Raw genomic sequence first — 26,938 nt, 5'->3', positions numbered from 1 at the left:
TCCCACGCGACGCCAGCTCAAAAACTTCGAAACTGTACAAAACAGTGTAAAATTTGAAAGTATGGCAGTATTAAATGTGGCAGCTCATGAGGCGGTTAAGCAACTTAACCGCCTTGTTGCTTTAGGATATGCGGATGTAGCCGATTTAAGCGATGCAGAATTCCGGGCTTTAGCTTATCCACTCATCGCAGAAATTAACAGCGATGAGTATGCGTCTTTGGATGCAAATATTTTGCTCGTGCCTACCCGAGAGCTCGTATCTCCCGAATCACTGATTGCTCGAACGGCTGTGGGACGCAATGCGGGCTTTACCACAATGCCGCCACGCGATATTGCTAGTTTCCTGCCTCAAGAGGGTTGTGAACCGCCGGAAGGTCCATTTTATATCGTGGTAGATCCTCATACGGGTACGAAATACACCAATCGCGAGCCAGATATTGCCCGAAAGCTCATCGATTCGGATAATAAGTTTCCTTTGACCTTGGAAGAGGGTTTGTCTATTGCCACGCAGCATCCAGACTGGTTGACGGATAAGAATGGCTACAATCTCATCGGTTCGCGGAGTGCGGATGGTCGCGTGCCGAGCATTTGGATAAGCCAGAATTCGCCGCGCTTGGGTGCTGTCTGGCCAAATTCGCGTCATACGTGGTTAGGTAATGCTTACTGCCACGCCCGGCTAGGTGTGCCCTTAGCGCATTCGCATAGCTTTTCGCTGATTACGCTGTAACGCGGTGGACAGTGTGAGCTGTGCTAGCTGTACAATCTTTGATTTTCTCATTCTTTCTCTCGCAAGCCACGCCTGTGCGTTTGCGAGATTTTTTCTATCCTCACAGGCATTCCGGCGACTACAATCATGACAAATACCTAGAATTATTTTATTTTCGTCATTTTCGGTTCTTATATCGGGACGCCTCAGCGCGACTGCAAATGAAACTCGTACAATAAAACTCAATATTTATCCCCAAAACGCGAAGAGAAAGAGGTAAGCGCAATGACAGAATCTGTATTTGATTTAGCTCCTATAGCAGCAGCTTCAAATGGTGGAAATAACGATCCGCGATTGCCTCAGCAGCGTTTTGTGGGATGCCCACAAAGGCCGAGCCGCATGCCCTACACCAAGTACATCGCGTACTCGCAGCAGGTGAAATTCGAGTATCCTCAACGCACTTGGCCGGATAAAAAACTGCAACGTGCCCCACGCTGGTGTTCGGTGGATTTGCGCGATGGTAATCAATCCTTGGTCAATCCGATGGATTCCGAGCGTAAACTGCGTTTTTGGAATCTGCTCGTATCCATGGGCTACAAGGAGATCGAGGTCGGTTTTCCTTCGGCTTCCCAAACGGATTACGACTTTATTCGCATGCTAATCGAGCGCGATCTCATCCCAGATGATGTGACGATTGCGGTGCTGACGCAGGCGCGTGAGCATCTAATCCATAAGACATACGAAGCCCTGCGCGGTTGCAAGCGAGCCATCGTGCATTTCTACAATTCGGTCTCCGTGCTGCAGCGTGAAGTGGTCTTCCGTATGGGCAAAGAAGGTGTGAAGAAGCTGGCAGTAGATGCCGCTACGCTGTGTAAGAAGCTCGAAGCCGATGCGGCTGACATTGATATTTCTTACGAATACTCGCCAGAGTCCTTTACGGGCACGGAGCCGGAATTCGCCCTCGAGGTGTGTGATGCGGTGGTGGATGTCATCCAGCCAACACCAGAGCATCCAATGATTATTAACATTCCCGCTACGGTGGAAATGACCACGCCGAATGTGTTTGCGGACCAAATCGAATTTTTGAGCAATAACCTCGCACATCGCGATGCCATCGTGCTCTCCCTGCACCCTCATAATGATGAAGGCATGGCCGTGGCGGCTACGGAGCTGGCTTTGCTCGCCGGTGCAGACCGTGTGGAGGGTTGCCTTTTCGGAAACGGCGAACGCACCGGTAACGTGGACCTGTGCACGGTAGGCTTGAATCTGCTCGTACAAGGCATCGATCCTCAAATCGATTTCTCCAATCTGCATGAAGTGCGCAAGATTGTGGAGTATTGCAATCAAATTCAACTGTCGGAACGCCACCCATATATTGGAAACTTCGTCTTTACCGCATTTTCTGGCTCCCATCAGGATGCGATTAAGAAGGGCATCGAAGCACGCGAGCTGGCCGCGGCCGAGCAGAATGCAGACCTCGATTCCTTCCTGTGGCAAGTGCCTTATCTGCCAATTGATCCGAAGGATGTGGGCGGCACTTACGAGGCTGTCATTCGTGTCAACTCCCAGTCCGGCAAGGGCGGCATGGCTTACCTGCTGAAGACGAATCATAATCTGGATTTGCCAAAGCGTCTCCAGGTGGAGTTTGAGAAGGTGGTACAGCGTTATGCCGATGAAACCAAGCGTGAAGTAAAGGATGACGATATTTGGCGTCTGTTTAAGGACGAGTATCTGCCTATCGAGGAGAGCGGCAAGCATCCGGCACTGGCAGATTCTGAGGACGATACTCTCAATAATTGGGGTCGCTTCCGTCTGCTGGGGGCGCATATCATGTCTGATGAATCCAGCACGGACACCGTTATCAAGGTGAAGATTCAAGATAGTGGTGTGCCGGGCAGCGATGGCGAAGTTGTCGTGCATAATCTGTCCGGCGTGGGCAATGGTCCAATTGCGGCCTTTATCAATGCCATCAGCGTCCTCGGTGTAACTGTTTCCGTGCTCGACTATGTGGAGCACGCTTTGAGTGCCGGTGGCGACGCAGTGGCAGCATCCTATCTGGAATGCCAAATCGGGGATGTGCCGGAAGATCAGATTATTTGGGGTGTGGGCATCGATTCGTCCATTACCACCAGCTCTTTGAAGGCGATTTTGTCCGCGGTGAATAGAACGCAGCGTTAAATTCCCTACTGGATTTACGCATATTCACAAGAGGAGATAGGGCAGCAGTCCTGTCTCCTCTTTTTTGTCTTTCTTTGCCGCGTGCCGCCTACGGCGTGTCTTAAATTTTCGAAGTTGATTATTTAGCGCTCAATTTGTGCAGTGAAGCATCATAAAAGACACATTCATGTGCGTTTAAATCCCAATTTGGATGAATATGTCACATTACTCACAAACCCTATGATTTTCATGCCTTTTCTGTGCCCAAAAAAGCGAAAATAAGCTAAACTAAGAGAGTTGAAAGATTTATGTACAACGGCGTACACAAAAAGGAGCTCTAGGTAACTGGAGCTCCTTTTTAATTCCGGCTTTGTTCAGTCTTACCTCAGTTCAACTCAACTCAGCCCGGCCGCGCAGTTGCAACTACTGTGAACTATTTGAGGTTTGCCCATTATTCTGCGACTGGCTGGACGACTCATTCGAATTCGACTGATTATTCGACGAACTCGATCCACTATTCGTGCCTGAACTCGAGGATGAATCCGAATTACTAGACTGATTGCTCGAATCCGTCGACTGCGAGCTATCACTTTGGGTTGAAGGAGACTGCGTGGTCGAGTTTGAGTTTGAGTTGGAATTCGAATTCGAATTTGTGGAATTATCTGGCGTCTGCGTCGTCTCGTTCTGAAACTCTTGAGGCGTGCGCTGGGTTTCCGTGCCCGTATAGGTACGTGTCGCTCCGAGTCCCCACGTGCCATCGGTGCCGCCCACGGTACCTGTGCTTGTCGGCGTAGGGAAAGCCTCATCCTGAGCATCGGCCAAGGCCTCGGTCATATACTCCGTAAACAGATGCGTTGGGTAACCCATACCATTTTCGTAGGATCCGAAGGTTGGCACTTCCTCATTCGTGCTGCCATCATCGCTTGGATTCCATGTAGCAAACGCGGTGACGACATGACGGCTAAAGCCCACGAAGCTTACAGCGGAGTTATCGTTAGCGGTACCGGATTTTCCGCCCACGGTCTTGCCGATTGCAAGTGCGGGCGTTCCATAGCCAGAAGTTACCACAGCGCGCAAAGCCATCATCGCATTGGCCGTGTCATTCGAGGAGAAGACCTGCGTACCCTCGGTATTTGCCGTATACACGGTGGTCTGCCCCTGGTCAGACTTTACCGTATCTACGATGTGCAATTCATTGCGCACGCCATCATGTGCGATAGTTTGATAGCCTTGCACGATTTCGCTGACATGAATAGCGTCGATACCCAAAGTGTTATACAAGGAATCCGTTTGAATATCGGAGGAAATGCCCGCTTCCTTCGCTATTTCCGCAGTCTTTTGTGGCGTAACTTTTTGGTTTAAGTCCACAAATACAGTGTTGACAGAACGCGCCAGCGCTCTCGTTAATGTGATATTTCCATAGCTGATATTGCCGTAATTGGACACGGACTGGCTCAACCCAGAGAAGGAGCGTGGAGAATTTCCATTAAATAAGGTATTCAAACTTACGCCTTGCTGGATAGCTCCAAGCAAGGTAAAGGTCTTCATCGTAGAACCGGCCTGGTAGATGGCCTGCGTAGCATTGTTGAGCTGCTTCGTGTTGTAATCTTTACCGCCGTACACTGCAAGAATGGCACCCGTATCCACATCCGCGCTCATACCGCCCGTTTCCACGGTGTCCGGTACAGAAGAGTCACCATTGGCCACTTCCTGCATGTAGGCCTGCTTGTCCTTGTCAATGGTGGTGACAATTTGGTACCCGCCGGTCATAATGTCTTGCTCGGTAAATTTACCCGTATTGATCAGTTCATCTTTCACCATGGTGAGCAAGTAACCCTTGTCGCCCGCATACTGATCTGTGGATGTCTGCTCTACGGTTTCTGGCATGGTGGCCGAAGACGCCTCATCCGAGGTGATATAGCCTTCCTCCTGCATAATGCCAATGACGCGGGTGAAGCGCTTTTGAGCCGCCGTGCTGTCCACAGCCGGATCCCAAACGGATGGCGCTGGGATAATGCCGGCCAGCAACGCAGCCTCATTCACGGTCAAATCCTTGGCATCCTTGTTGAAATATGCCTTAGCAGCCGATTGGATGCCATAGGCGCCGCGGCCGAAGTAAATCGTATTGAGATAACCGCATAATACGGTGGATTTATCTTGCGTTTGGGCAATTTTCAAAGCCAGCAAGGCCTCTTTTACCTTACCGATATAAGTCTTTGTCTCGCCCAGATAATAGCGCTCTGCATACTGCTGAGTAATGGTCGATCCACCTTGGCGGGAGCCGGTGGTGATGTTGTTGAAGAGCGCGCGTGTAATGCCCTTGAGATCGATGCCACTATCGCTCCAGAAGGTGCGATTCTCGGAGGCGACCACCGCATTTCCTACGTAATCGGGCAGGGTAGAGCACTGGATAATTTCACGATTTTCTTGCTGGAAACTGCCAATTTCCGTGGTGCCGTCATTGTAGTACACGGTTGTTTTTTGGCTTAAAGCCACGGATTCCGGGCTAGGAACCTGAATAGTCGCGTAGGCGATGCCTAAGCCTAGGGCACTTATGACGAAGACGCCGAGGATGAAGAATGCAATATACTTCCACCACGGACGTCTTTTCGTAGCTTGTTTATGAGATCGTCGTGAATTTCCACGGGGGCCTGAGGAACCTGATCCGGAAGAATTGCGTTTCACCGATGAGCTCGATACGCGACGCGATTTCGTATTGCCGCCATTATTATGAGTAGCCATTCGTTCAAGGCTAGTAAGAAGCGCGGCTTTCTATCATCAATTTTTCTAAATCGCAACAGATTATTTACGCTACTTTCACATAGCCCACGCACAATTTACGATAACTGAAAATCATCTGAATACTTTATAAATGCCGTATTAATGCGGTTTGTGCAAGCTTTGCACGCATGTGTGCCAAAGTATTGATCTTTGTTGCTCATATCAGGGCAACCGAGTACCGTTATAAGAATGAAAAATGTCATATTCGTGATTGAAGGAGAATAATGACAATACGCGTAGCTATTGCGGGCGTAGGAAACTGCGCATCCTCGCTTGTACAGGGTGTTCAGTACTACATGAATGCACAGGATGATGAGAAAATTCCTGGAATTATGCATGCGAATTTTGGCGGATATCGCATCAGTGATATCGAGTTCGTGGCGGCATTCGATGTTGATGCTGCAAAGGTGGGCAAAGACCTGAGTGAGGCTATTTTTGCTTCCCAAAACAACACGTACAAGTTCAGCGATGTCCCTCAGTTGGATGTCGAGGTTTTGCGCGGACCTACGCATGACGGATTGGGCACTTACTATCGTGAAATGATTGAAGAATCTGATGCCCAGCCCGTGAATGTAGCTCAGGTTTTGAAGGACAAGCAGGTTGATGTGCTGGTGTCGTACCTACCTGTGGGTTCTGAGGAAGCCGATAAGTTCTATGCCACAGCAGCTATGGAAGCAGGATGCGGTTTTGTCAACTGTTTGCCTGTGTTCATTGCTTCTGACCCTGAGTGGGCACAAAAGTTCCGCGATGCGGGCGTGCCTATTGTGGGCGATGACATCAAGAGTCAGGTGGGTGCAACCATTACGCACCGCACTTTGGCGCGTTTGTTCGAGGATCGCGGCGTGCGCGTCGATCGCACGTATCAGCTCAATGTGGGCGGAAACATGGACTTTATGAACATGCTGCAGCGTAGCCGTTTGGAATCCAAGAAGATTTCCAAGACCCGCGCTGTCACTTCCATCGTGCCTCACGAAATGGAGAGCCGTAACGTACACATTGGTCCTTCGGACTATGTGGAATGGCTGGACGACCGTAAGTTTGCATTCGTACGTTTGGAAGGCACCACCTTCGGTGATGTGCCATTGAGCTTGGAGTACAAGCTGGAGGTTTGGGATTCGCCAAACTCTGCGGGTGTGGTTATCGATGCCGTTCGCGCAGCCAAAATCGCATTGGATCGCGGCTTGGCTGGCCCAATTCTGGCTCCAAGCGCATACTTCATGAAGTCTCCAGCCGTTCAGCACGAAGATAATGAAGCACGCCAATTGGTGGAAAAGTACATTGCCGGCGAGGTAGAAGCCAACGACGCTCAGCTTAATGCTGATGTGGCAGAAGCTCAGGCCCAGGGCAAGGATGTGTGGCACGCATAGTTTTCACAAGTAAAACGCAAGGCTGCTGCATCATGTAGATGCGTGGTCTTGCGTTTTTGTTTGTCCTCGTTTCAGTAGGATTTCATTATTTGTCACGATGCGGGCACATAATTTGAGGGCTGTCGAGAAGAAGAGAGTCTCATCAGAGAGACAGGCGAGCAGAAATCTGAGAGAAGAAGCTCTGTACCGAGAAATTAGAGATAATAAAGATAAGCAGTTCATGCGGAAGATGTAGTTGGGGAAAAATGAGCCAAACAACTTCAGAAGAAAAGAAAAAAGGCTTCGCTGGATGGTGGTCGCGCATCACACATCGGCATGATTTCAGTAGCTGGTCGTATATTCTATGGTTCGTCATTGTCAATCTTTTGGCGGTTATGAGCCTGCAATGGGGCGTGAATGAGACGAACGGTCTTGCCGACCCATTAGGCTTCGTTTTCCAGATTTTTCAGGGCAAATTCATGGTTATCAATGAATTCTTGCTCACAGGCCTGGTGTACTTCATTCTCATCATGCTCTTTAACCGTTTTTGGTTAGCCACGCAGATTTTTATCGATGCCGTGCTGGTCATTACGGTGCTGGAAAAGTCGAAAATTTTAGCGCGTTCGGAAACCATTGTGCCTACGGATTTGGGCTTTCTTACCGGTGGCAGGTTTGACAATCTGACCTCTTGGGTGCCTAATGGCATTGGGCCCATTGTGGTGGGTGCCTTGCTGGTGATGATTGCGACGACGGCTATTTTCCTGATTGTGGGTCACCGCGATACGCGCAAAGGTGTGATTTACACGCGCGTATCCTTAATCCGTTGGCTGGTGCGCCTCGTATGTGTAGCTGTGTCCACCTCCTTCTTAGTCAGTTTTGTCCTGTCCATGTCCTCTATCGGTACCTGGGCTAACAATTTTGCCACCGCTTTGGGTGATTCTCCAAAACTCTGGGATTCGAAGATTGACGCCCAGGCTAATGGTGCTGCTGTGGCATTTGCACGGCTCGTCAAGCCAAAAATTATGGACGAGCCTGCGAATTATTCCGAAGAAACCATGAAAGAAATCGCTTCACGCTATGCGCAAACGGCTACAAGCATTAATGCGCGTCGAGCCAACAGCGTGACGAATTCCACGGTTATTTTCCTCTTGTCTGAGTCCTTCTCCGACCCATCGCGTGTACCAGGCATTGAGCTGAACAAGGACATCATGCCAAATATTCGTGAAATAAAAAACAACACGACTTCGGGTCTAATGCTGTCAGCCGGTTACGGTGGTGGTACGGCAAATATGGAGTACATGGCATTAACGGGCTTGTCTATGCTGAATTTCGCCCCATCCTTGAGCTCGCCGTACCAGCAATTGGTACAAAGCCAAGTGTGGTCTCCAACCTTTAATCAGCTCTGGAATACGGAGAATTCTTATGCTTTCCATCCGTATTATTCCAATATGTACTCGCGTAATGTGAACTACCAGAAGTTTGGTTTCTCCCACTTCTGGACTTTGGATGGACCGGAATTTATCACGCCAACGGATTCCTTGGGAAGCTCGCCATACGTGTCGGATGAGTCCACCTACACGGCAGTGCTGAATTCTTTGAAGAATGATCAGGCAGGTCAAAACTACTTCTACCAGGTCATTACCATGCAAAATCATATGCCTTACCAAAATTATTATGACGATAATGAGGTGAAGGTGAAGAGTACGACGGATAAGCAGCTCAGCAATAGTGAAACGCTGGCCATCGAAACATACGCAAAAGGCGCCGAGTACACGGACGGCTATACACAGGACTTCCTCAACCAACTTGATGAGCTGGATCAGCCAATTACCGTGGTCTTCTACGGCGACCACTTGCCAGGCGTATACACGACTGCGGGTAAGAATTTGGATAATTCCGTCGCCTTGCACGAAACGGATTACTTCATCTGGTCAAACAAGGCCTCGGGCATCGATAATCAGGCGGCTGGGCAGTCCGCGACAAACAGTGCTTACACTTCGCCGAACTTCTTCCAAGCTCAGCTCTCCGAGCATATGAACGCGAAGGTCAGCCCATACGTAGCCTTCCTCACCGCTTTGCACACGAAGGTGCCGGCTATGGAGCCAGCCGTGGTCAATCACATCCAAGGCTGGGATCGTATCCCAGACGGTCAAGCCTTGTATTTGGACAACGAAGGAAACTACTTGGATGTCAGCCAGGCCGATGATCAAACGAAGCAGCTGTTGGAAGACTATAAGTTAATTCAGTACGACATTACGGCGGGAAACCAGTATCTGAAGGATTTGGGCTTTATGACCATTTCCTAGCGCCAATATCCTAGCGTTCTCGCAGCGGTTTGCGCCGTATGCACGGGTATGACGCGCATACTAGCGCAGTTCGCGCATGTAGTGTACACTAAAGATTGCTCTCACGTGGCGATATGTCACCCAACTCCCCCAGGGCAGGAATGCAGCAAGGGTAAGTGGCCTCTGTCGGGTGCGTGAGAGTTTTTCTTTTTGTGAATTCGTTAAAGTGGAATAGATGCGGCACCATTCATCTGTGTAACGATACTGTGCGCAATGACACTGTGCATGCCGACTTAGGATGTTCGCATTCAGTGCATATTATATATTCGGACATGCATCCACACAGCAAATGAACTAGGGTAGTCACACATGGCAGACGATAAGATTTTAGACGTGAATATTCCTCAGAAATCTCACGATGACGCTGAGCCAGAAGACACACTCCTGTCGGGCTCCGCCATTGAGAGCAATTCAATGGACGATTTTTCGGATGACACAGATACGGCTTCTGCTACTTTAGGTGAGAAGGGTACGCAGAACGGTCGTGCTGAGAAAAAACCCGTAGATCGCGGTTCGGATGTCTATCTTTCCACGCATCCACGCCTCGGCTCCGTGGTGAGCGCTGTGCTGCTGAGCATGATTGGTCTGTTAGCTACGGTCGGTGTCTTTTATGTAGGTGTTTTTACGCTGACGGGTCAGTATTTTGATAGCTGGATGTGGTCGGATATGTCCGCCCGGTTCCCGAGTGTGGAAGGCTTTATGCCGCGACTGTTTACAGATTCCATTTGGATTATCGCGGTCAGCGTGGCGATGATTGCTCTGGCCATGCTTTTTGCTATTTTCCGTAAACGTTTTTATACTTTCGGCATTATCACCGTGTATGTGGTGCTGGCGTTTGGCATCGCCTTTGTATCCAAGCGCGTGCTACCACGGCCGGTGTTGGATCCGTTGATTCCTGATCCGGCAAACTCCGCACCGTCGGGGCATACGGCTCTGACGATGATTGCCGGCGTGGCCTTGGTGATGGCGGTACCTCGTATTTTGCGCGCCGTGACCGCATTGCTGGCCACGGCATATACCACCGCGGTGGCCATTATGGTGATTTATGATGGCTGGCATCGTCCAACGGATTCTTTGACGGCGATTATGCTGGCAGGCTCTTTGGGATTGCTGGCCTTGGCATTTACCCGTGCCAGCGGTATGGATGAAATTGGCAAGCGCAAATCCAGCGTCAGCGTGCAAATCGTTGCGACAGCCTTAATTGTGCTCGGACTTTCGGCGGCGGCGTACGGCACCTATATTGTCAGCCAAATGTACGATATCGTTCAATATATGCCGGATGCACTGTCTGTCAGCGGAATTTACGCTACTATTGCATTAATTTCAGGCATGTCGGCCTTTATGTATGGATGCATTCTGGCTTTGCGTCAGGCGACGGCTGCGCCATTGACACGGTTGGGACTGTTAGGCGCACCCCCGGTGCCACCGAAGAATTTTGAAGCCTCATGACTTGGTGCATAACACAGGTGAATAAATACTTTGGCGGGGGGCTGTGCATAATAATGAACTAGAACTAGTTCGTTTTATTGACACAAAGGCGAAAGCTAAGCAGAGGAGCGGTTGTGGCAAAGGGAAGTAAACTCGTTATCGTCGAATCACCAACGAAGGCAAAGAAAATTGGTGGATACTTGGGTGACGATTACACTGTACTTGCTTCAGTGGGTCATATCCGAGATCTAGCCCAGCCTTCTCAAATTCCTGCTGCAGACAAGGCTGACTACGGTAAATTTGGTGTCAATGTCAATGACGGTTTCAAGCCGTATTACATTGTGGGCGATGATAAAAAGAAAACCGTTCGCGAGCTTAAATCTGCGTTGAAAAATGCTGACGAAGTTTTCCTCGCTACTGATGAGGATCGCGAGGGCGAGGCCATCGCATGGCATTTGGTGGAAACATTAAAGCCAAAAGTTCCCGTGAAGCGCATGGTTTTCCATGAAATTACGAAGTCAGCTATTACGGATTCTTTGAATCATACGCGTGACGTGGATGCTCAAATGGTGGATGCTCAGGAAACGCGCCGTGTAGTCGATCGTTTGTATGGTTACGAGCTTTCGCCTGTTTTGTGGCGCAAGGTAGGTCCTGGCCTTTCTGCGGGACGTGTGCAGTCTGTGGCTACCCGCCTGATTGTGGAGCGCGAGCGTGAAAGAATGGCGTTCATCAAATCCGCATATTGGGATCTCAATGCGCAGCTGGCTGCAGACTCATCCGATGCTTTTACGGCACGGCTTATTTCTTTGGATGATGTGCGCGTAGCTGGTTCTAAAGATTTCACGGATCGTGGTGAACTGACGGAGGCTGCCGAAAAAGATGGCGTAATTGTCATTGATGAGGCGACTGCTCAAGCGCTGAGTAAGGCGTTACAAGAAGCCGATTTTGTCGTAGAAAATGTGGGCACCAAACCATATACGCGCAATCCTTTGCCACCATTTACCACCTCCACCATGCAGCAAGCAGCCGGCAATAGCCTAGGCATGTCTTCCCGCGCCACCATGCGAGCCGCACAGGGCTTGTATGAAAACGGTTATATTACCTATATGCGTACGGATTCCGTCACGCTGTCTCAGGAGGCTATTTCCGCCGCTCGAAAGAGTGTAACCGAGCAGTGGGGTGAGCAGTACTTGTCCGAAAAACCGCGTCAGTTTGCTACGAAAACTGCGGGCGCTCAGGAGGCGCATGAGGCTATCCGCCCAGCAGGATCCTCCTTCCGCAATCCTGCGGACTTGGCAAGCAGCCTGCCTACGGATCAGTTGAAGTTGTACACCCTTATTTGGAGGCGTACGCTGGCATCACAAATGGCGCCAGCTACAGGCTCCACGGCTACTGTTCGCCTGAGTGCAGACGCGGCAGATCAGGGCGTGGCGACCTTCCAAGCCAGTGGAACGGTTATCGAATTCCCAGGCTTCTTAAAGGCTATGGGATCGTCAAAGGGCTCCTCAAAGGAATCTCGTGAGGATAATAATACGATTTTGCCTCCGCTCAGTGAGGGCGATATGCTTAACGCTCTCAAGGTAGAGCCCGTTTCACATGAAACATTGCCTCCAGCGCGTTACACGGAAGCCTCCTTGGTGCGCACCTTGGAAGCCAAGGAAATTGGGCGTCCATCGACGTATGCCAGCATTATTTCTACGATTATCGATCGTGGATATGTGTATGAGCGTGGTCGAGCGCTGATTCCATCTTGGCTTGCTTTTGCCGTTATTAAACTTCTTGAGCAGAATTTCCCTCAGTATGTGGATTATGCGTTCACAGCGGAGATGGAAAACGGCTTGGATAACATTGCTCAAGGTAAGGAAACGGGTCGCCAATGGTTGACACGTTTCTACTTCGGCTTATCCGACGATTCTGCTCAAACCGCGGAAGATGTGCACAAAGGTCTGCACTCTTTGGTGGATCAATTAGGCGAAATCGATGCGCGTGAAATCAATACAATCGAAATTGGCGATGGTCTCGCCGTCCGCGTAGGACGTTACGGTCCATACTTGGAAGACTCGCGTAACGTGGATGCAGAGGGCAAACCAAAGCGTGCAAGCCTGCCGGATACCCTGGCTCCAGATGAGTTAACGGTTGAAGAAGGTCATAAACTCATTGAAAATAACTCCAGCGGTCCACGCGTGCTGGGCACACATCCAGTCACCGGTGGCACGGTGGAAGTGCGCAATGGTCGTTTTGGTCCATACGTGGCGCTTGTATCTCCAACTCAGGAAGGTGAAGAAACAGCTTCGACTGAAAAGCCAAAAATGGCTTCGCTGTTTAAAACCATGACTCCACAGGCTATCACTCTGGAGGACGCCGTTCGTCTGCTCGATTTGCCACGTGTGGTAGGCACGGTTGAGGAGACGAACGCGGAAACGGGCGAGAGTCAGCAGGTTGAAATTTTGGCAAATAACGGCCGCTACGGTCCATATTTGACCAAGAACAGCGCCGAGGGTAAGCCAGAAACACGCTCGTTGGGTTCCGAAGAAGAGATTTTCACCGTTACGCTCGAGCAAGCGAAGGAACTTTTTGCCCAGCCGAAGTACGGCAGAAGAACGCGCGGAGCTGCTAAGCCACCGCTGCGTGAGCTGGGTGCTGATCCAGAAACAGGCAAGAATGTCACTATCAAGGATGGTTTCTATGGCGTGTACATCACCGATGGTGAAACGAACCGCACCTTGCCGAAGCAGTACACGGCGGAGTCTATAGAACCTGCGGAAGCATTTCGCTTACTTGCAGAAAAGCGTGCTGCCGGTCCTGTGAAACGTCGTCGGAGCGCGAAGTCTACTGCCAAGAAGACGACCGCAAAGAAGACCACGGCGAAAAAATCTACGACCAAAAAGACGACTGCAAAGAAAACTGCGACGAAGAAGGCTGCAACGAAATCTACTGCTAAATCTTCTACGAAGTCCGCTACAAGCGCACAGTTGAAAGAATAGTCGAACGAGTAACGCATCCGCATACGTGTAAGATGCGCACAGACGTAAGGAAATAACTGAGGAAAAGATGACTTCAGGTCTTTTTATCACCTTTGAAGGCGTGGACGCAGTGGGGAAGAGCACGCAGGTGGCAAAGCTCCAAGCCTATTTCGAGCAGCTCGGACGCCGTGTAGTTGTGACACGCGAGCCGGGTGGCACACAGCTCGGCATGAGCATCCGTCACATGCTTCTGCATGGTGATGACATTTCCGCACGCGCCGAGGCCTTGCTCTATGCCGCGGATCGCGCACATCATGTGGATACGGTTATTCGTCCCGCCTTGGAGGCAGGACATGTTGTGATTTCTGACCGCTATGTGGATTCTTCCTTGGCGTACCAAAGTGGCGGTCGCGAGCTGACCATGAGCGATATTCGTGAATTATCCACATTTGCTACGCGCGGCCTGCAACCGCAGCGTACTTATCTTTTGGATATGAGTTTCGAGCAGTCTCGTGCACGCTTAACGGGTGAATTGGATCGACTTGAATCCTCTGGCAAAGCATTTTTCGATCGTACCCGTCAAGCCTTTTTAGACATTGCTCAGGCCGATCCGCGCAGATGTTGCATTATCGATGCCTCTCAGAGCATCGACGAGGTGTGGCAGTCCATTCGCTCGGATGCCGAAAAACTCAGTGCACAGAGTGCATCCCTGTCCGAGTCCAAGCAATCCGATCAGTAAGGCAGCACATGGATAGCCTCACAACCTCATCGGTGTGGTCATCGATTATCGGCCAGCAACCTGTGGTGGATTTGCTCAGCCGTGTCGCCGTTTCTACAAAGGACATTGCGCAGTCTTGGCTTATTTGCGGTCCAGCAGGATCGGGACGCTCGAATATAGCCCAAGCGTTTGCCATGGCGTTGAATTGCCCGAACCATGGCTGCGGGCAGTGCGAAACCTGCCACCTTATCCAGGCGGGCACGCATCCGGATGTGGTGACGCTGGCTACAGACCGCGTCAGCATTACCATCGACCAAGTGCGCCAACTCGTGGCTTCTTCCGAGCAGATGCCTGTGCTTGCGCCGTGGAAAATCATCATTATTGAAGACGTGGATCGTATGAGCGAGCGCACGACCAATGTGTTGCTCAAGGATATCGAAGAGCCGAGCGATCACACAATTTGGCTCTTGTGCGCACCTTCTGCGCAAGACGTGCTACCGACCATTCGTTCGCGTACGCGCATTGTTACATTAGCCGTGCCACCCTTGCAGGCCGTGGCGGATTTCTTAATGGATAGCACAGGCGTGGATGAGCACAAAGCCAAGCAATTTGCCCGCTTAGCTCAGGGACACATTGGCATTGCGCGTCTGTATGCCACGGATGCGGAAGCCGTGCGCATGCGCAATGATATCGTCGATAATTTAGTCTCCATGACGCGCTCCTCGCATGCTGTGCTGCTTGCGGATGAATTAACAAAGTCCGCCCAAGATCAAGCCGAAACGACCGTCAACGCTCAGGTAGAAAAGGAACAGTTAGAATTTAGACGCATTCATGGTTTAGGGGACAAGGACTCCATGGATGCTTCTCTGCGTGCGCAATTCAATGCCATCGGCAAGAAGGATGATGTCAAACGCAGAGTGACACGTTTGTCGAGAGATGTCATCGACCGTGGTTTGAGCACCATCGCCAGCGTATTCCGCGATATTTGTGTGATTCACAATAATGCCGAGCTGGTCAGTGGTTTAATCAATCAGGAATTTTCCGAAGAAATAGCCGCACTATCTGTGCGCGTCAGCCGTCAGCAGGCACTGGACGCCATCGCGCGCATCGATGTGGCGAAGCGCCGCATTCAAGGCAATACGCCTATTCTTCTGGCATTGGAAGCATTGTTGACCTCGCTGGTGTTTGCATAGAGTTTGCGTAAAGAAGGACGGAAGAAGGTAAAAAGAAAGTACTGACTGAACGTTTTGCGCAAAATGTCGTCTACATTGCGTGGATGATATGAAAATATAACTGAGAAAAGTTAAACAGTGGCATACTGGAAGTATGAAGATTTCTGCTGATTTTACTCAAATTCCTGATAAATACGGCAAGTTTGCTCCTCAGGAGCATGTAACAGACGGATACCCAACGACGTCGTTTCCGTTTTATATTGACCGTATGAATCCAGCAGTGCGTTATCTGCATTGGGAGTTCTTCGATGACGATGCTATCCCTGTTTGCGGATTCCAATGGATTCATTGGACAGTGGCGAATGTGCCTGTGGACGCTCTGATGTATGACTTTAACGATGCGCATGCGTTGCAAGTGCCGGAAGATTTTTCTCGTAATCTTCCAACGCTTATCCCGGAAGCGGTTCAGGGAAGGAATTCCGCCGGTGGTGCCCTTGCCCGCCAAACGAATCCTGCGGTTATCACCCGATATAACGGCCCACAACCGCCGGATAAAGAGCACGCTTACAAATTGTGCGTGTACGGTACGGATGAGCCCATCCTTGAACTTCATGAGGGTTTTTATCTCAATGAATTGCGCTCAGTTGTTTTCCGCACACAGATGGTCATCGATTACGGTGAGATTTATCTCAACTCACGCGCATCGTAAAACGCGTTCTGACGGGGCTTCATCGTGCAATCGTCTAGCCATGACAGCTTATAAAATGGGGTCGTAGTGATAGTATCTGAAGGACAAGGTAATTGTCACATACCTTGAAATTGCGGTGATTTTTCATATGAAACTTCCGCGTGAAGTGTCCTGTGCAAAATCTTGCAAAAATAACAGAATGACACGATTACTCACAATCGCAAACGGCCGAAGAAAGGGCGCACATGCCTTGCACAACTATCCTCGTCGGTAAAAATGCTAGTTATGATGGTTCCACCATTATTGCTCGTAATGAAGATGCTTCCAATGGCGAATTCACAGAAAAAGAATTCAAGGTTGTTCATCCAGAAGATCAGCCACGCCATTACAAGAGCGTGATTAGCCATGTAGAGATTGATTTGCCAGATAATCCTATGCGCTACACTTCGGTGCCGGATGCTTTGTTGAAAAACGGCTTGTGGGCTGAGCATGGTGTGAACGAGCTCAATGTGGCGATGAGCGCTACAGAAACTTTGACAAGCAACGAGCGTGTGTTGGGTGCAGATCCGTTGGTTGAGCTGGTAAAGGCGCAGGGTGGTCAGCCGGAAATCCCTGGGGGCATTGGCGAAGAGGATATGCTCACCATCGTTTTGCCGTATATTCGCTCCGCTCGCGAAGGTGTGGAGCGTCTCGGTGCTTTGCTGGAGCAGTATGGCACCTACGAGATGAACGGCATTGCTTTCAGTGACGTGGATGAAATTTGGTGGCTGGAAACCGTGGGTGGTCATCACTGGATGGCTAAGCGTGTGCCAGACGATTCGTATGTGGTTATGCCAAATCAGTTAGGCATCGACGAATTCGACTTTGATGATGCGTTTGGCAATCAAGAAGATCACATGTGCTCGGCAGATTTGCTGGACTTTGTAGAAGAACATCATTTGGATTTGGCTGTAGAAAATGTCAGCCTGTTTAACCCACGCCTAGCTTTCGGCTCTCATTCGGATTCTGATCACGTGTATAACACGCCTCGCGCGTGGTGGATTCAGCGATTCTTCAATCCATATGATGAGGACTGGGATACACCAAACGCGTTGCATAGCCCAATGAGTGATGACATTCCATGGGCTCGCCAGCCAGAAAACAAGATCACTATCGAAGACGTGAAGTACGCCTTGAGCAGTCATTATCAAGGCACGCCGTTCGACCCTTATGGCAAGAATGGCACTGAGGCGACGCGCAACCAATTCCGCACCGTGGGCATCAACCGTAATTGTGACCTGTGCGCCATCCAGATTCGTCCATATGCGCCGGAGGCTTCCCGCGCTATTCAGTGGACTGCATATGGCTCAAATCCGTTCAACGCATTTATCCCTGTATTTACCAATGTGGATTCCATTCCGCGCTATCTCACGGGTACAACGGAAACAGTGGACACTGCGCAGAACTTCTACTGGGCAAATCGCGTCATTGCCGCGCTCGCCGATGCACGTTTCCATGAAAACCGTGCACACATCGACCGTTATACCCAAAAGACCGGCGCTGCGGGCGTAGCAACCATTATCGATACCGATAAGAAGGTCGCCGCCTTCGCTGCCCGCGAGGGCGAGCAGGCGGTGGCAGATACCAAGGATCAGCGCGTGCGCACCATTTTGGAGGCGGCAAATCAGTCCATCTGCGATATCGCTCAAAAAGAAACCAATGATGTGCTTTCCCGAGTTTTGTACACCACGAGCATGAGTATGCAGAACGCATTCTTCATGTCCGACAATTAAATGTGGAACTTTCACAGCACAACGGAGAAGACAAACTTTAAAGCATATGATGGCGTGCGCCGCACGCTACATGTGAGGACAACAACGAGGAAGGCTTGGCATGATTGCTGAAAAATTAACCCAGTATGCAAGCACATATGGCGATGTGCAAAAAATTGATGCAATGGCATTTTTGGACGAAGTAAAGCGGAATCCTGCGCATTACAAGCAGGGCAAGGTCGTTCTGGTTACGGCTTCTACGCCACTGAAGGCATCCCGTGGTGAGGGTAAGACGACTACCACCATCGCGTTAATCGATGCGTTGCGCAAGCGTGGCATCGATGCTGCTGCGGTTTTGCGCCAACCAAGCATGGGCATTACTGCAGCAGGTTCCAAGGGCGGCGCTTCCGGCGGTGGAAAGTCCACACTTTCTCATCCGGAAATCGCAGACTGGGGTCTTACGGGAGAAATGGCACGCATTGCGGACGCGCAGAACCTTCTTGTGGCCTTCTGTGAAAAAGCCGTGGATGATGGCATTTTATCCACAGTGGTTATTCCTCGCGTATCTGAGACACCAAGCCGTTCTTTGCGTTCTATCAGCGTAGACGGTGGAAAGCTTGCCGAGCGCACAGTGCTCACACCAGCTAGCGAGATGATGCAAATCGTCACCTTGTCTCGTAGCGTGGAGGAAATTTCCGAACGCATTGGTGCCATGATTGCCGGTAATTCTGCGGAAACGGGCAAGCCTGTACGGGTAAAAGAATTCGTGGATATCGAACGCATTGTGCGCGTTATTGGCAACGCTGTGCAGCCAGCATATATGGAAAGCTCTGAAGGCTCTCCTGTCTACATCCATTGCGGTCCATTCGGTAACGTGTCCTTGGGCATCCCAGGCTTGACGGCTGTGGATTTGGCGTGTGCTTTGCACGATGTCATCGTCGTAGAAGCAGGTTATGGCACAGATGCGGGCGCACAGAAGTGGCTGGATATTGCTTCTCGTGAGTATGGCGCTCAGTGGCCGGCAGCTGCAGTCGTCGTTACGCGTGCTACTACATGGCGTGACGATCCAACCTTGCAGTGGCGTTACCCATTTGCTGTGGGCAGACTGGAAAAGCTGGGCATCGCATCCTTCCCAATGATCAACCTGTGGGAGGGTGAGGATGATGAGCTGCCTCAGCTACGTGAAACGGCTGCAGAGCTTGGATTTAGAGATCCAATTGCTGGCAACCTTTGGCGCGATGGTGGAGAAGGCTTAGTCGATCAGCTCGATGGCCTCATCAATGCACTGGATAAGGCAGACCCGAACTTCCGTCCTGAGAGCAAGCGTGGAGCTGATTTCATGGATAATGTGCGCTGGGTCATCGAAAAAGCTTATGGTGTGCCTGCTGAACGCGTTATCCTCAAGGATGGCTTTGAAGACATTCTGGCTGCAGAGAAGGCTCGCGCTGAGGAACTCGGCATTGACTTCAATTCATTGGCAGTTTTGCCAGTGAAGTCTCCAGCAACGATGACGGATAACGATTCTTTGCCGGAGGCTGAGCGCACCGTCACTCTGAAGAAGGTGGAAATACACGCTGGGGCAGGCGTTGTGCATATCAACCTCACCACATCGTTGACCACACCTATGCCAAAGATTGTGTGATTCTAACGCGTTAAGATTCTCATGAGTTAAGACATTGTGTGGGCGTTCAGTTTTGTGGCTGGGCGCCCACGCTTATATGGCGGGTATAAGGCGGGTTCGTGGATGCGCTAAGACGCCTCGGATATATTCGATGATTTTTCGGCGTGTCGTATTTGCACTCGGACAAAAACTGAGTATAGTAATTACACGTTGCCAGAAACAACGCCCCTTTAGCTCAGCTGGTTAGAGCAGCGGACTCTTAATCCGCGTGTCCAGGGTTCGAATCCCTGAGGGGGCACGTTTTTTCCTCAGTCAGTTTTGACTGAGGTTTTTTTATTTTGAGAACATCCTGTGTTTTTACCTAATGTCCAATTCGGCTGTTTAATTCAATAGTCCACCTTGCCGCCGTAGACGCTCGCATACAAAACGTGTGGCCCACATTGCTGTGAAAACCACACGTTCATGGTGTGCCCATCGCCTGCTGCCTATGCTTTAGCTCTCTGTTACGGGAGAGGCAAGCGATGGAGATGTGCGTATCAGTGGAACTGCATGCCGCCATCGACTTCCAAGGTATGACCGGTGACGTAATCCGAGTCCGGACCAGCGAGGAAGGAAATAGCAGCAGCCACATCCTCGGGCTCGCTCAAACGACCCAACGCAATATCCTTGGAGAATGTGCTCATACCCCACTCGTCATCCTTGCCGGCATTGACTGCAACCTGATGCGCAATATCCATCATCATTGGAGTCTTTACAATGCCAGGTGCATACGCGTTTACCAAAATGCCTTCAGAAGCGAGCTCACGTGCAGCAACCTGAGTGATGCCACGAATAGCGAACTTCGTGGAGCAGTACAACATAAGATTTGGATTGCCTACCACGCCGGCCTGGGATGTGGCGTTGATAATCTTGCCACCATGACCAAGCTCGCGGAACTTGCGCGTAGCGGACTGTACGCCCCACATAGTGCCTGCAATATTGACCTTGGTTACGAGCTCAAACTGCTCTGGTGTAACCGTACCTACTGGAGTGGTAGGTGCAAGACCTGCGTTATTGACGATAACGTTGAAATCGCCCAACTTTTCAGTAGCCTCATCCACAGCCGCATCAACTGCCGCCTGGTCGGAAACATCCAGCTTAATCGCGAGGGCCGTACCGCCGTTGGCGTTCAATTCATCTGCCAGAGCCTGCGCTCCCTCCAGATTGAGGTCTGCGATAGCAACAGCAAAACCATCTGCGCTTAGACGACGAACTGCAGCCTCACCAATACCCTGTGCACCGCCCGTGACGAGCGCAACTTTCTTATCTGCCATAAATACTCCTTTGTATGAGAAATGAAATATCTCGAAAAGAATTTAAGAAGAAGAGCTTAAATCTTTAATATTTCATAAAAACAGTATAGTTAATTGAATTAACGTTGTCATGCATGTTTATACAGTTCTCGGTCAGCTTCAATGTGGTTGCTTTTAGGGATTTCAGGTTTGCGTTGGTAAAATAGAACGACACGAAAACTGAAATCCGAGCAATTTTTTACTTCCTACAACTCGGTGGATGAAATTTTCCGAATTTTGAGGATCTTTCTTCCATTTTTCGACACGCCGTGGTGGGGTTGTGTTTGTTGGGTTGTGGGGGTGTGGGTTGCACTGGGTTGTGGTTTGGTGTATTGTTTTTATTCGCTGCCTGATGCGGTGTGATTGCTTGGTTTGTGAGTGGTTGTGCTGGTTTGTGTTGTGGTGGTTTGAGAACTCAAGAGCGTGTTTTGTACTACTTTTTATTGTTTTGATAATGCCAGTGATGCTCGCCTGAATATTGTTTTGTGTTTGGGTACTGTGATGGTTTGATGAGTGTCTTTTTTTGTGCGTTGAAACTTTTTGTTTTTTCGTTGATTTTATTTTTGTGAGTCATTTTTGATGGCCTTTTTGCAAGTTTTTTGTGGAGGGTTTGATTCTGGCTCAGGACGAACGCTGGCGGCGTGCTTAACACATGCAAGTCGAACGGGATCTGGCTCAAGCTTGCTTGGGTTGGTGAGAGTGGCGAACGGGTGAGTAACGCGTGATCAACCTGCCGTGTAGTGGGGAATAGCTCCTGGAAACGGGTGGTAATGCCCTATGGTCCGCATCATCGCATGGTGGTGTGGGAAAGTGATTGAGTGCTATACGATGGGATCGCGTCCTATCAGCTTGTTGGTGGGGTAGTGGCCTACCAAGGCTTCGACGGGTAGCCGGCCTGAGAGGGCGACCGGCCACATTGGGACTGAGATACGGCCCAGACTCCTACGGGAGGCAGCAGTGGGGAATATTGCACAATGGGGGGAACCCTGATGCAGCGACGCCGCGTGCGGGATGACGGCCTTCGGGTTGTAAACCGCTTTTAATTGGGAGCAAGCAGTTTTACTGTGAGTGTACTTTTTGAATAAGCACCGGCTAACTACGTGCCAGCAGCCGCGGTAATACGTAGGGTGCAAGCGTTGTCCGGAATTATTGGGCGTAAAGAGCTCGTAGGCGGTTTGTCGCGTCTGGTGTGAAAGTCCATCGCTTAACGGTGGATTTGCGCTGGGTACGGGCAGGCTAGAGTGTAGTAGGGGAGACTGGAATTCCCGGTGTAACGGTGGAATGTGTAGATATCGGGAAGAACACCAATGGCGAAGGCAGGTCTCTGGGCTATGACTGACGCTGAGGAGCGAAAGCGTGGGGAGCGAACAGGATTAGATACCCTGGTAGTCCACGCCGTAAACGGTGGATGCTGGATGTGGGGCCCTTTCCACGGGTTCTGTGTCGGAGCTAACGCGTTAAGCATCCCGCCTGGGGAGTACGGCCGCAAGGCTAAAACTCAAAGAAATTGACGGGGGCCCGCACAAGCGGCGGAGCATGCGGATTAATTCGATGCAACGCGAAGAACCTTACCAAGACTTGACATGTTAACGATTGCCTCAGAGATGGGGTTTCTCTTCGGAGCGTTTTCACAGGTGGTGCATGGTCGTCGTCAGCTCGTGTCGTGAGATGTTGGGTTAAGTCCCGCAACGAGCGCAACCCTTGTCTTGTGTTGCCAGCACGTTATGGTGGGAACTCACAAGAGACCGCCGGGGTTAACTCGGAGGAAGGTGGGGATGACGTCAGATCATCATGCCCCTTACGTCTTGGGCTTCACGCATGCTACAATGGCCGGTACAGCGAGGTGCGATAGGGTGACCTGGAGCGGATCTCTGAAAACCGGTCTCAGTTCGGATCGGAGCCTGCAACTCGGCTCCGTGAAGGTGGAGTCGCTAGTAATCGCAGATCAGCAACGCTGCGGTGAATGCGTTCCCGGGCCTTGTACACACCGCCCGTCAAGTCATGAAAGTGGGCAACACCCGAAGCCGGTGGCCTAACAGTTTTTCTGGGGGAGCCGTCTAAGGTGAGGTTCGCGATTGGGACTAAGTCGTAACAAGGTAGCCGTACCGGAAGGTGCGGCTGGATCACCTCCTTTCTACGGAGATTTTGAGAACCCATTGTTATGGGTTGTTTTTGTGGCACAACATATTTTTTTTCTTGCACTGTTGTGGTGTGGGGTGTTGTGTTCTGGTGTGGAATGTTATTGAAACATTGTAGTGTGGAATATGCTTTTGGGTTTCCGGATTGCGACAGCAGTCTTGGTAGCTTCCCCATGTGATTGCATGCTGGATGGTTTGTTTGGTGTGTGGTTGTGTGTGGGTTTGTGGTTTGAGAACTGGATAGTGGACGCGAGCAAACAAGTTTTATTTTTTTGCTTGTTTGTTGTAATTGAATCGAACTCTGAGAATTTTTATTTTTTTGAGTTGTGGTTCGATCGTTTTGTGATCATTTTAGTGTGATGATTTGTTGTCTAGGAATTGTATTCGGTAGTGTTTAATGGTGTTTTTACTGTTAAGGGCTTAGGGTGGATGCCTTGGCACATGGGAGCGATGAAAGACGTGGGAGGCTGCGATAAGCCTTGGGGAGCTGTCAACCGAGCTGTGATCCGAGGATGTCTGAATGAGGAAACTCATCAAGTATGAATGCTTGATACCCATTTTTTGTGGGGGCGTACGTAGGGAAGTGAAACATCTCAGTACCTACAGGAAGAGATATTCCGTGAGTAGTGGCGAGCGAAAGCGGAGGAGACTAAACCATTTGCGTGTGATACTTGTCAGGGGTTGCGTGAGTGGTGTTGTGGGATGCTTTGTACTGGTTCTGACAGGCTGGTGGTGAGTGATAAAATGGCGTGTGAGCTGAACAGGATTGAATGCCTGGCTGGAGAGGGTGATGGCCCCGTAGGTGGTAGCGCGTTGTCTTGCTATGAGTTGTCCCGAGTAGCACGATACTCGAGGAATTTCGTGTGAATCTGCCCAGACCGTTGGGTAAGTCTAAATATATCCATGTGACCGATAGTGAACGAGTACCGTGAGGGAAAGGTGAAAAGTAGTCCGGGAGGACAGTGAAATAGTTTCTGAAACCGTGAGCTTACAATCCGTCGGAGCCTTGAGGGGTGACGGCGTGCCTATCGAAAAATGAGTCTGCGAGTTAGTGGTATGTAGCGAGGTTAACCCGTGTGGGGGATCCGTAGCGAAAGCGAGTTTTAAAAGGCGTTTGAGTTGCATGCCCTAGACCCGAAGCGGGATGATCTATCCTTGAGCAGGTTGAAGCAGGGGTAAGACTTTGTGGAGGACCGAACGCACCTAGGTTGAAAACTGGGGCGATGACTTGTGGATAGGGGTGAAAGGCCAATCAAATTCCGTGATAGCTGGTTCTCTCCGAAATGCATTTAGGTGCAGCGTTAGATTAGTTTCCAGGGGGTAGAGCTACTGGATGCTTGCGGGCCCGTATAGGGTACCAATAGCAGCCAAACTCCGAATACCTGTGAAGTGGTGTCTAGCAGTGAGTCAGCGGGGGATAAGCTTCGTTGTCGAAAGGGAAACAGCCCAGATCGTCGTCTAAGGTCCCTAAGCGTGTGCTAAGTGGGAAAGGATGTGGAGTCGCATAGACAGCCAGGAGGTTGGCTTAGAAGCAGCCATCCTTGAAAGAGTGCGTAACAGCTCACTGGTCTAGTGGTTCCGCGCCGACAATGTAGCGGGGCTCAAGCACACCACCGAAGACGCGGCAATCAGTCTTTAGGGCTGGTTGGGTAGGAGAGCGTTCCATACTGGGGTGAAGCAGGAGTGGAAACTTTTGTGGACTGTATGGAAGTGAGAATGCAGACATGAGTAACGAAAGACGGGTTAAAATCCCGTCCGCTGGATGACTAAGGGTTCCAGGGCCACGTTCATCGTCCCTGGGTGAGTCGGGTCCTAAGGCGAGGCCGACAGGCGTAGTCGATTGGGTGAAGGAGTTGATATTCTCCTACCAGTGTATACTCGTCAAATCCGAGGCTTACTATACTAACCTCTGATGTTTATGATCCATGCTTTCGGGTGTGGTGAGTTTTCATGATTGGGATCTTGGTTTGTAGTAGGACAGCACAGGAGTGACGCATCGTGATAGCCGACATGTCAGGTGGTTTTGGCATGGTAAGCACGCAGCCTGTTTGATAGGTAAATCCGTTGAACGTGTGGGTGAGGTGTGATGCGCATCATCGTTGGGTGGTGTTTTGGTGTGTCTTGGTGTCAAGAAAAACTTCGGTGTGAGAGTGTATACTGCCCGTACCCTAAACCGACACAGGTGGTCAGGTAGAGTATACCAAAGCGATCGAGCGAATCCTGGTCAAGGAACTCGGCAAATTACTCCCGTGCCTTCGGTATAAGGGAGACCCTTGATGGTGAAACTCTTTGCGGGTGGAGCTTTTGGGGGTGGCACAGACCAGGGGGTAGCGACTGTTTACCAAAAACACAGGTGCATGCGAAGACGTAAGTCGCTGTATATGCACTGACGCCTGCCCGGTGCCGGAAGGTTAAGAGGATCCATTAACAGTAATGTGACGTGGTGAATTTAAGCCCCGGTAAACGGCGGTGGTAACTATAACCATCCTAAGGTAGCGAAATTCCTTGTCGGGTAAGTTCCGACCTGCACGAATGGCGTAACGACTTCCCCACTGTCTCGACCAGGAGCTCGGTGAAATTGCAGTACGAGTAAAGATGCTCGTTAAGCGCAGAAGGACGAAAAGACCCCGGGACCTTTACTATACCTTGGTATTGGCATTCGGTGTGGATTGTGTAGCATAGGCGGGAGACTTGGAAGCATGGGCGCTAGCTTGTGTGGAGTCGGCAAGTGAAATACCGTTCTGTTTATATTGGATGTCTAACCTCGACTAGTTATCCTAGTCAGGGACAGTGCCTGGCGGGTAGTTTAACTGGGGCGGTTGCCTCCTAAAGAGTAACGGAGGCGCTCAAAGGTTCCCTCAGCCCGGTTGGTAATCGGGTGTTGAGTGTAATTGCACAAGGGAGCTTGACTGTGAGACTGACGGGTCGAGCAGGGACGAAAGTCGGAAATAGTGATCCGGTGCCGGCGTACGGACGCGGCATCGCTCAACGGATAAAAGGTACCCCGGGGATAACAGGCTGATCATTCCCAAGAGTCCATATCGACGGGATGGTTTGGCACCTCGATGTCGGCTCGTCGCATCCTGGGGCTGGAGCAGGTCCCAAGGGTTCGGCTGTTCGCCGATTAAAGCGGCACGCGAGCTGGGTTCAGAACGTCGTGAGACAGTTTGGTCTCTATCCTCTGCGCTCGTTGGAATTTTGAGGAGTCCTGCCCATAGTACGAGAGGACCTGGGTGGACGAACCTCTGGTATGCCAGTTGTCACGCCAGTGGCATGGCTGGTTAGCTACGTTCGGAAGAGATAACCGCTGAAAGCATCTAAGCGGGAAGCTCTCTCCAAGATGAGAATTCCTGACACTCCTTTGGGGGTGTGTGAGACTCCTTAGAGATGATGAGGTTGATAGGCCGGGTGTGGAAGCATGGTAACGTGTGGAGCTGACCGGTACTAATAGTCGAAGGTAATCACACTCTTATTGAACACTCCTTATGCGAATACGATTAATACTCAACAAGGAGCATTATATGAGAACACGAAACGTGTCGCGTCTACTAGCCGGTCCCCGAACCACAAACACGAAACAAATGATACATGAGCCCATTATTGATGGGGTTGATAATTGAAGATTTTGCGGTGGTCATGGCCTAGGGGAAACGCCCAGTATCCTTTTCGAACCTGGTAGCTAAGACCTAGTACGGTGATGGTACTGCACTCGATAGGGTGTGGGAGAGTAACAAACCGCCGCAATCACACGTATGATGAGGGGTGACACCAACACGGTGCCACCCCTCACTTC

At 50.5% G+C, this 26,938-nt stretch carries 13 protein-coding genes, 1 tRNA gene, 3 rRNA genes and 1 other RNA gene; 16 read left to right on the top strand and 2 right to left on the bottom strand.

Going from position 1 to position 26,938, the window contains the following annotated elements:
• Positions 1–61: 61 nt before the first annotated feature.
• Complete coding sequence (locus D570_RS0100280; protein ID WP_018142409.1) at positions 62–727, top strand: DUF5701 family protein; 666 nt, start codon at positions 62–64, stop codon at positions 725–727.
• Between the two features lie 264 nt (positions 728–991).
• Positions 992–2,884 carry a 2-isopropylmalate synthase gene (leuA, locus tag D570_RS0100275; RefSeq protein WP_018142408.1) on the top strand — a complete coding sequence of 631 codons (1,893 nt, stop codon included), beginning with the start codon at positions 992–994 and terminating at the stop codon, positions 2,882–2,884.
• Between the two features lie 402 nt (positions 2,885–3,286).
• Here leuA and D570_RS0100270 read toward each other — a convergent pair whose 3' ends face one another.
• A complete protein-coding gene (locus D570_RS0100270; RefSeq protein ID WP_018142407.1) occupies positions 3,287–5,605 on the bottom strand; it encodes a transglycosylase domain-containing protein in 2,319 nt (772 codons plus the stop codon).
• Positions 5,606–5,868: 263 nt separating this feature from the next.
• Between D570_RS0100270 and D570_RS0100265 the strand changes: the two genes are divergently transcribed.
• The 11 genes from D570_RS0100265 (at position 5,869) to D570_RS0100220 (ending at position 19,974) form a co-directional block, all read left to right on the top strand.
• Positions 5,869–7,011, top strand: coding sequence for an inositol-3-phosphate synthase (locus D570_RS0100265; protein ID WP_018142406.1), 1,143 nt, complete (start codon positions 5,869–5,871; stop codon positions 7,009–7,011).
• Between the two features lie 245 nt (positions 7,012–7,256).
• On the top strand, positions 7,257–9,296 hold the full coding sequence (locus D570_RS0100260) for an LTA synthase family protein (protein ID WP_018142405.1): 2,040 nt from the start codon (positions 7,257–7,259) through the stop codon (positions 9,294–9,296).
• A gap of 93 nt (positions 9,297–9,389) precedes the next feature.
• An RNA gene (ffs, locus tag D570_RS09155) (signal recognition particle sRNA small type) lies at positions 9,390–9,484 on the top strand.
• Between the two features lie 160 nt (positions 9,485–9,644).
• The gene (locus D570_RS07980) at positions 9,645–10,784 is read left to right on the top strand and encodes a phosphatase PAP2 family protein (RefSeq protein ID WP_018142404.1); all 1,140 of its coding nucleotides are present in this window, start codon (positions 9,645–9,647) and stop codon (positions 10,782–10,784) included.
• Positions 10,785–10,897: 113 nt separating this feature from the next.
• A complete protein-coding gene (gene topA / locus D570_RS0100250; protein ID WP_018142403.1) occupies positions 10,898–13,747 on the top strand; it encodes a type I DNA topoisomerase in 2,850 nt (949 codons plus the stop codon).
• Between the two features lie 67 nt (positions 13,748–13,814).
• Positions 13,815–14,465: a dTMP kinase gene (gene tmk, locus D570_RS0100245; RefSeq protein WP_018142402.1), complete on the top strand. Its 651-nt coding sequence runs from the start codon at positions 13,815–13,817 to the stop codon at positions 14,463–14,465.
• An 8-nt stretch (positions 14,466–14,473) separates the two neighbouring features.
• Positions 14,474–15,637 carry a DNA polymerase III subunit delta' gene (locus tag D570_RS0100240; protein ID WP_018142401.1) on the top strand — a complete coding sequence of 388 codons (1,164 nt, stop codon included), beginning with the start codon at positions 14,474–14,476 and terminating at the stop codon, positions 15,635–15,637.
• 133 nt (positions 15,638–15,770) lie between these two features.
• The gene (locus D570_RS0100235; RefSeq protein WP_018142400.1) at positions 15,771–16,325 is read left to right on the top strand and encodes a YbhB/YbcL family Raf kinase inhibitor-like protein; all 555 of its coding nucleotides are present in this window, start codon (positions 15,771–15,773) and stop codon (positions 16,323–16,325) included.
• A gap of 224 nt (positions 16,326–16,549) precedes the next feature.
• On the top strand, positions 16,550–18,076 hold the full coding sequence (locus tag D570_RS0100230; protein WP_018142399.1) for a C69 family dipeptidase: 1,527 nt from the start codon (positions 16,550–16,552) through the stop codon (positions 18,074–18,076).
• A gap of 100 nt (positions 18,077–18,176) precedes the next feature.
• Positions 18,177–19,697, top strand: coding sequence for a formate--tetrahydrofolate ligase (locus D570_RS0100225; RefSeq protein WP_018142398.1), 1,521 nt, complete (start codon positions 18,177–18,179; stop codon positions 19,695–19,697).
• 203 nt (positions 19,698–19,900) lie between these two features.
• Positions 19,901–19,974 (top strand) — tRNA-Lys (locus tag D570_RS0100220).
• A gap of 238 nt (positions 19,975–20,212) precedes the next feature.
• Here D570_RS0100220 and D570_RS0100215 read toward each other — a convergent pair.
• A complete protein-coding gene (locus D570_RS0100215; RefSeq protein WP_018142397.1) occupies positions 20,213–20,989 on the bottom strand; it encodes a (S)-acetoin forming diacetyl reductase in 777 nt (258 codons plus the stop codon).
• Positions 20,990–21,605: 616 nt separating this feature from the next.
• Between D570_RS0100215 and D570_RS0100210 the strand changes: the two genes are divergently transcribed.
• The 3 genes from D570_RS0100210 (at position 21,606) to rrf (ending at position 26,889) form a co-directional block, all read left to right on the top strand.
• Positions 21,606–23,141, top strand: a 16S ribosomal RNA gene (locus D570_RS0100210).
• Between the two features lie 406 nt (positions 23,142–23,547).
• Positions 23,548–26,612, top strand: a 23S ribosomal RNA gene (locus tag D570_RS0100200).
• A 159-nt stretch (positions 26,613–26,771) separates the two neighbouring features.
• Positions 26,772–26,889, top strand: a 5S ribosomal RNA gene (gene rrf, locus D570_RS0100195).
• The 16S, 23S and 5S rRNA genes sit together here, the layout of an rRNA operon.
• Positions 26,890–26,938: the final 49 nt, after the last annotated feature.

Source organism: Alloscardovia criceti DSM 17774 (genome assembly GCF_000376885.1).
Taxonomy (GTDB): Bacteria; Actinomycetota; Actinomycetes; order Actinomycetales; family Bifidobacteriaceae; genus Alloscardovia; species Alloscardovia criceti.
The sequence above is the reverse complement of the archived record's forward strand: the minus strand, read 5'-3'. Positions and strand labels throughout refer to the sequence as shown.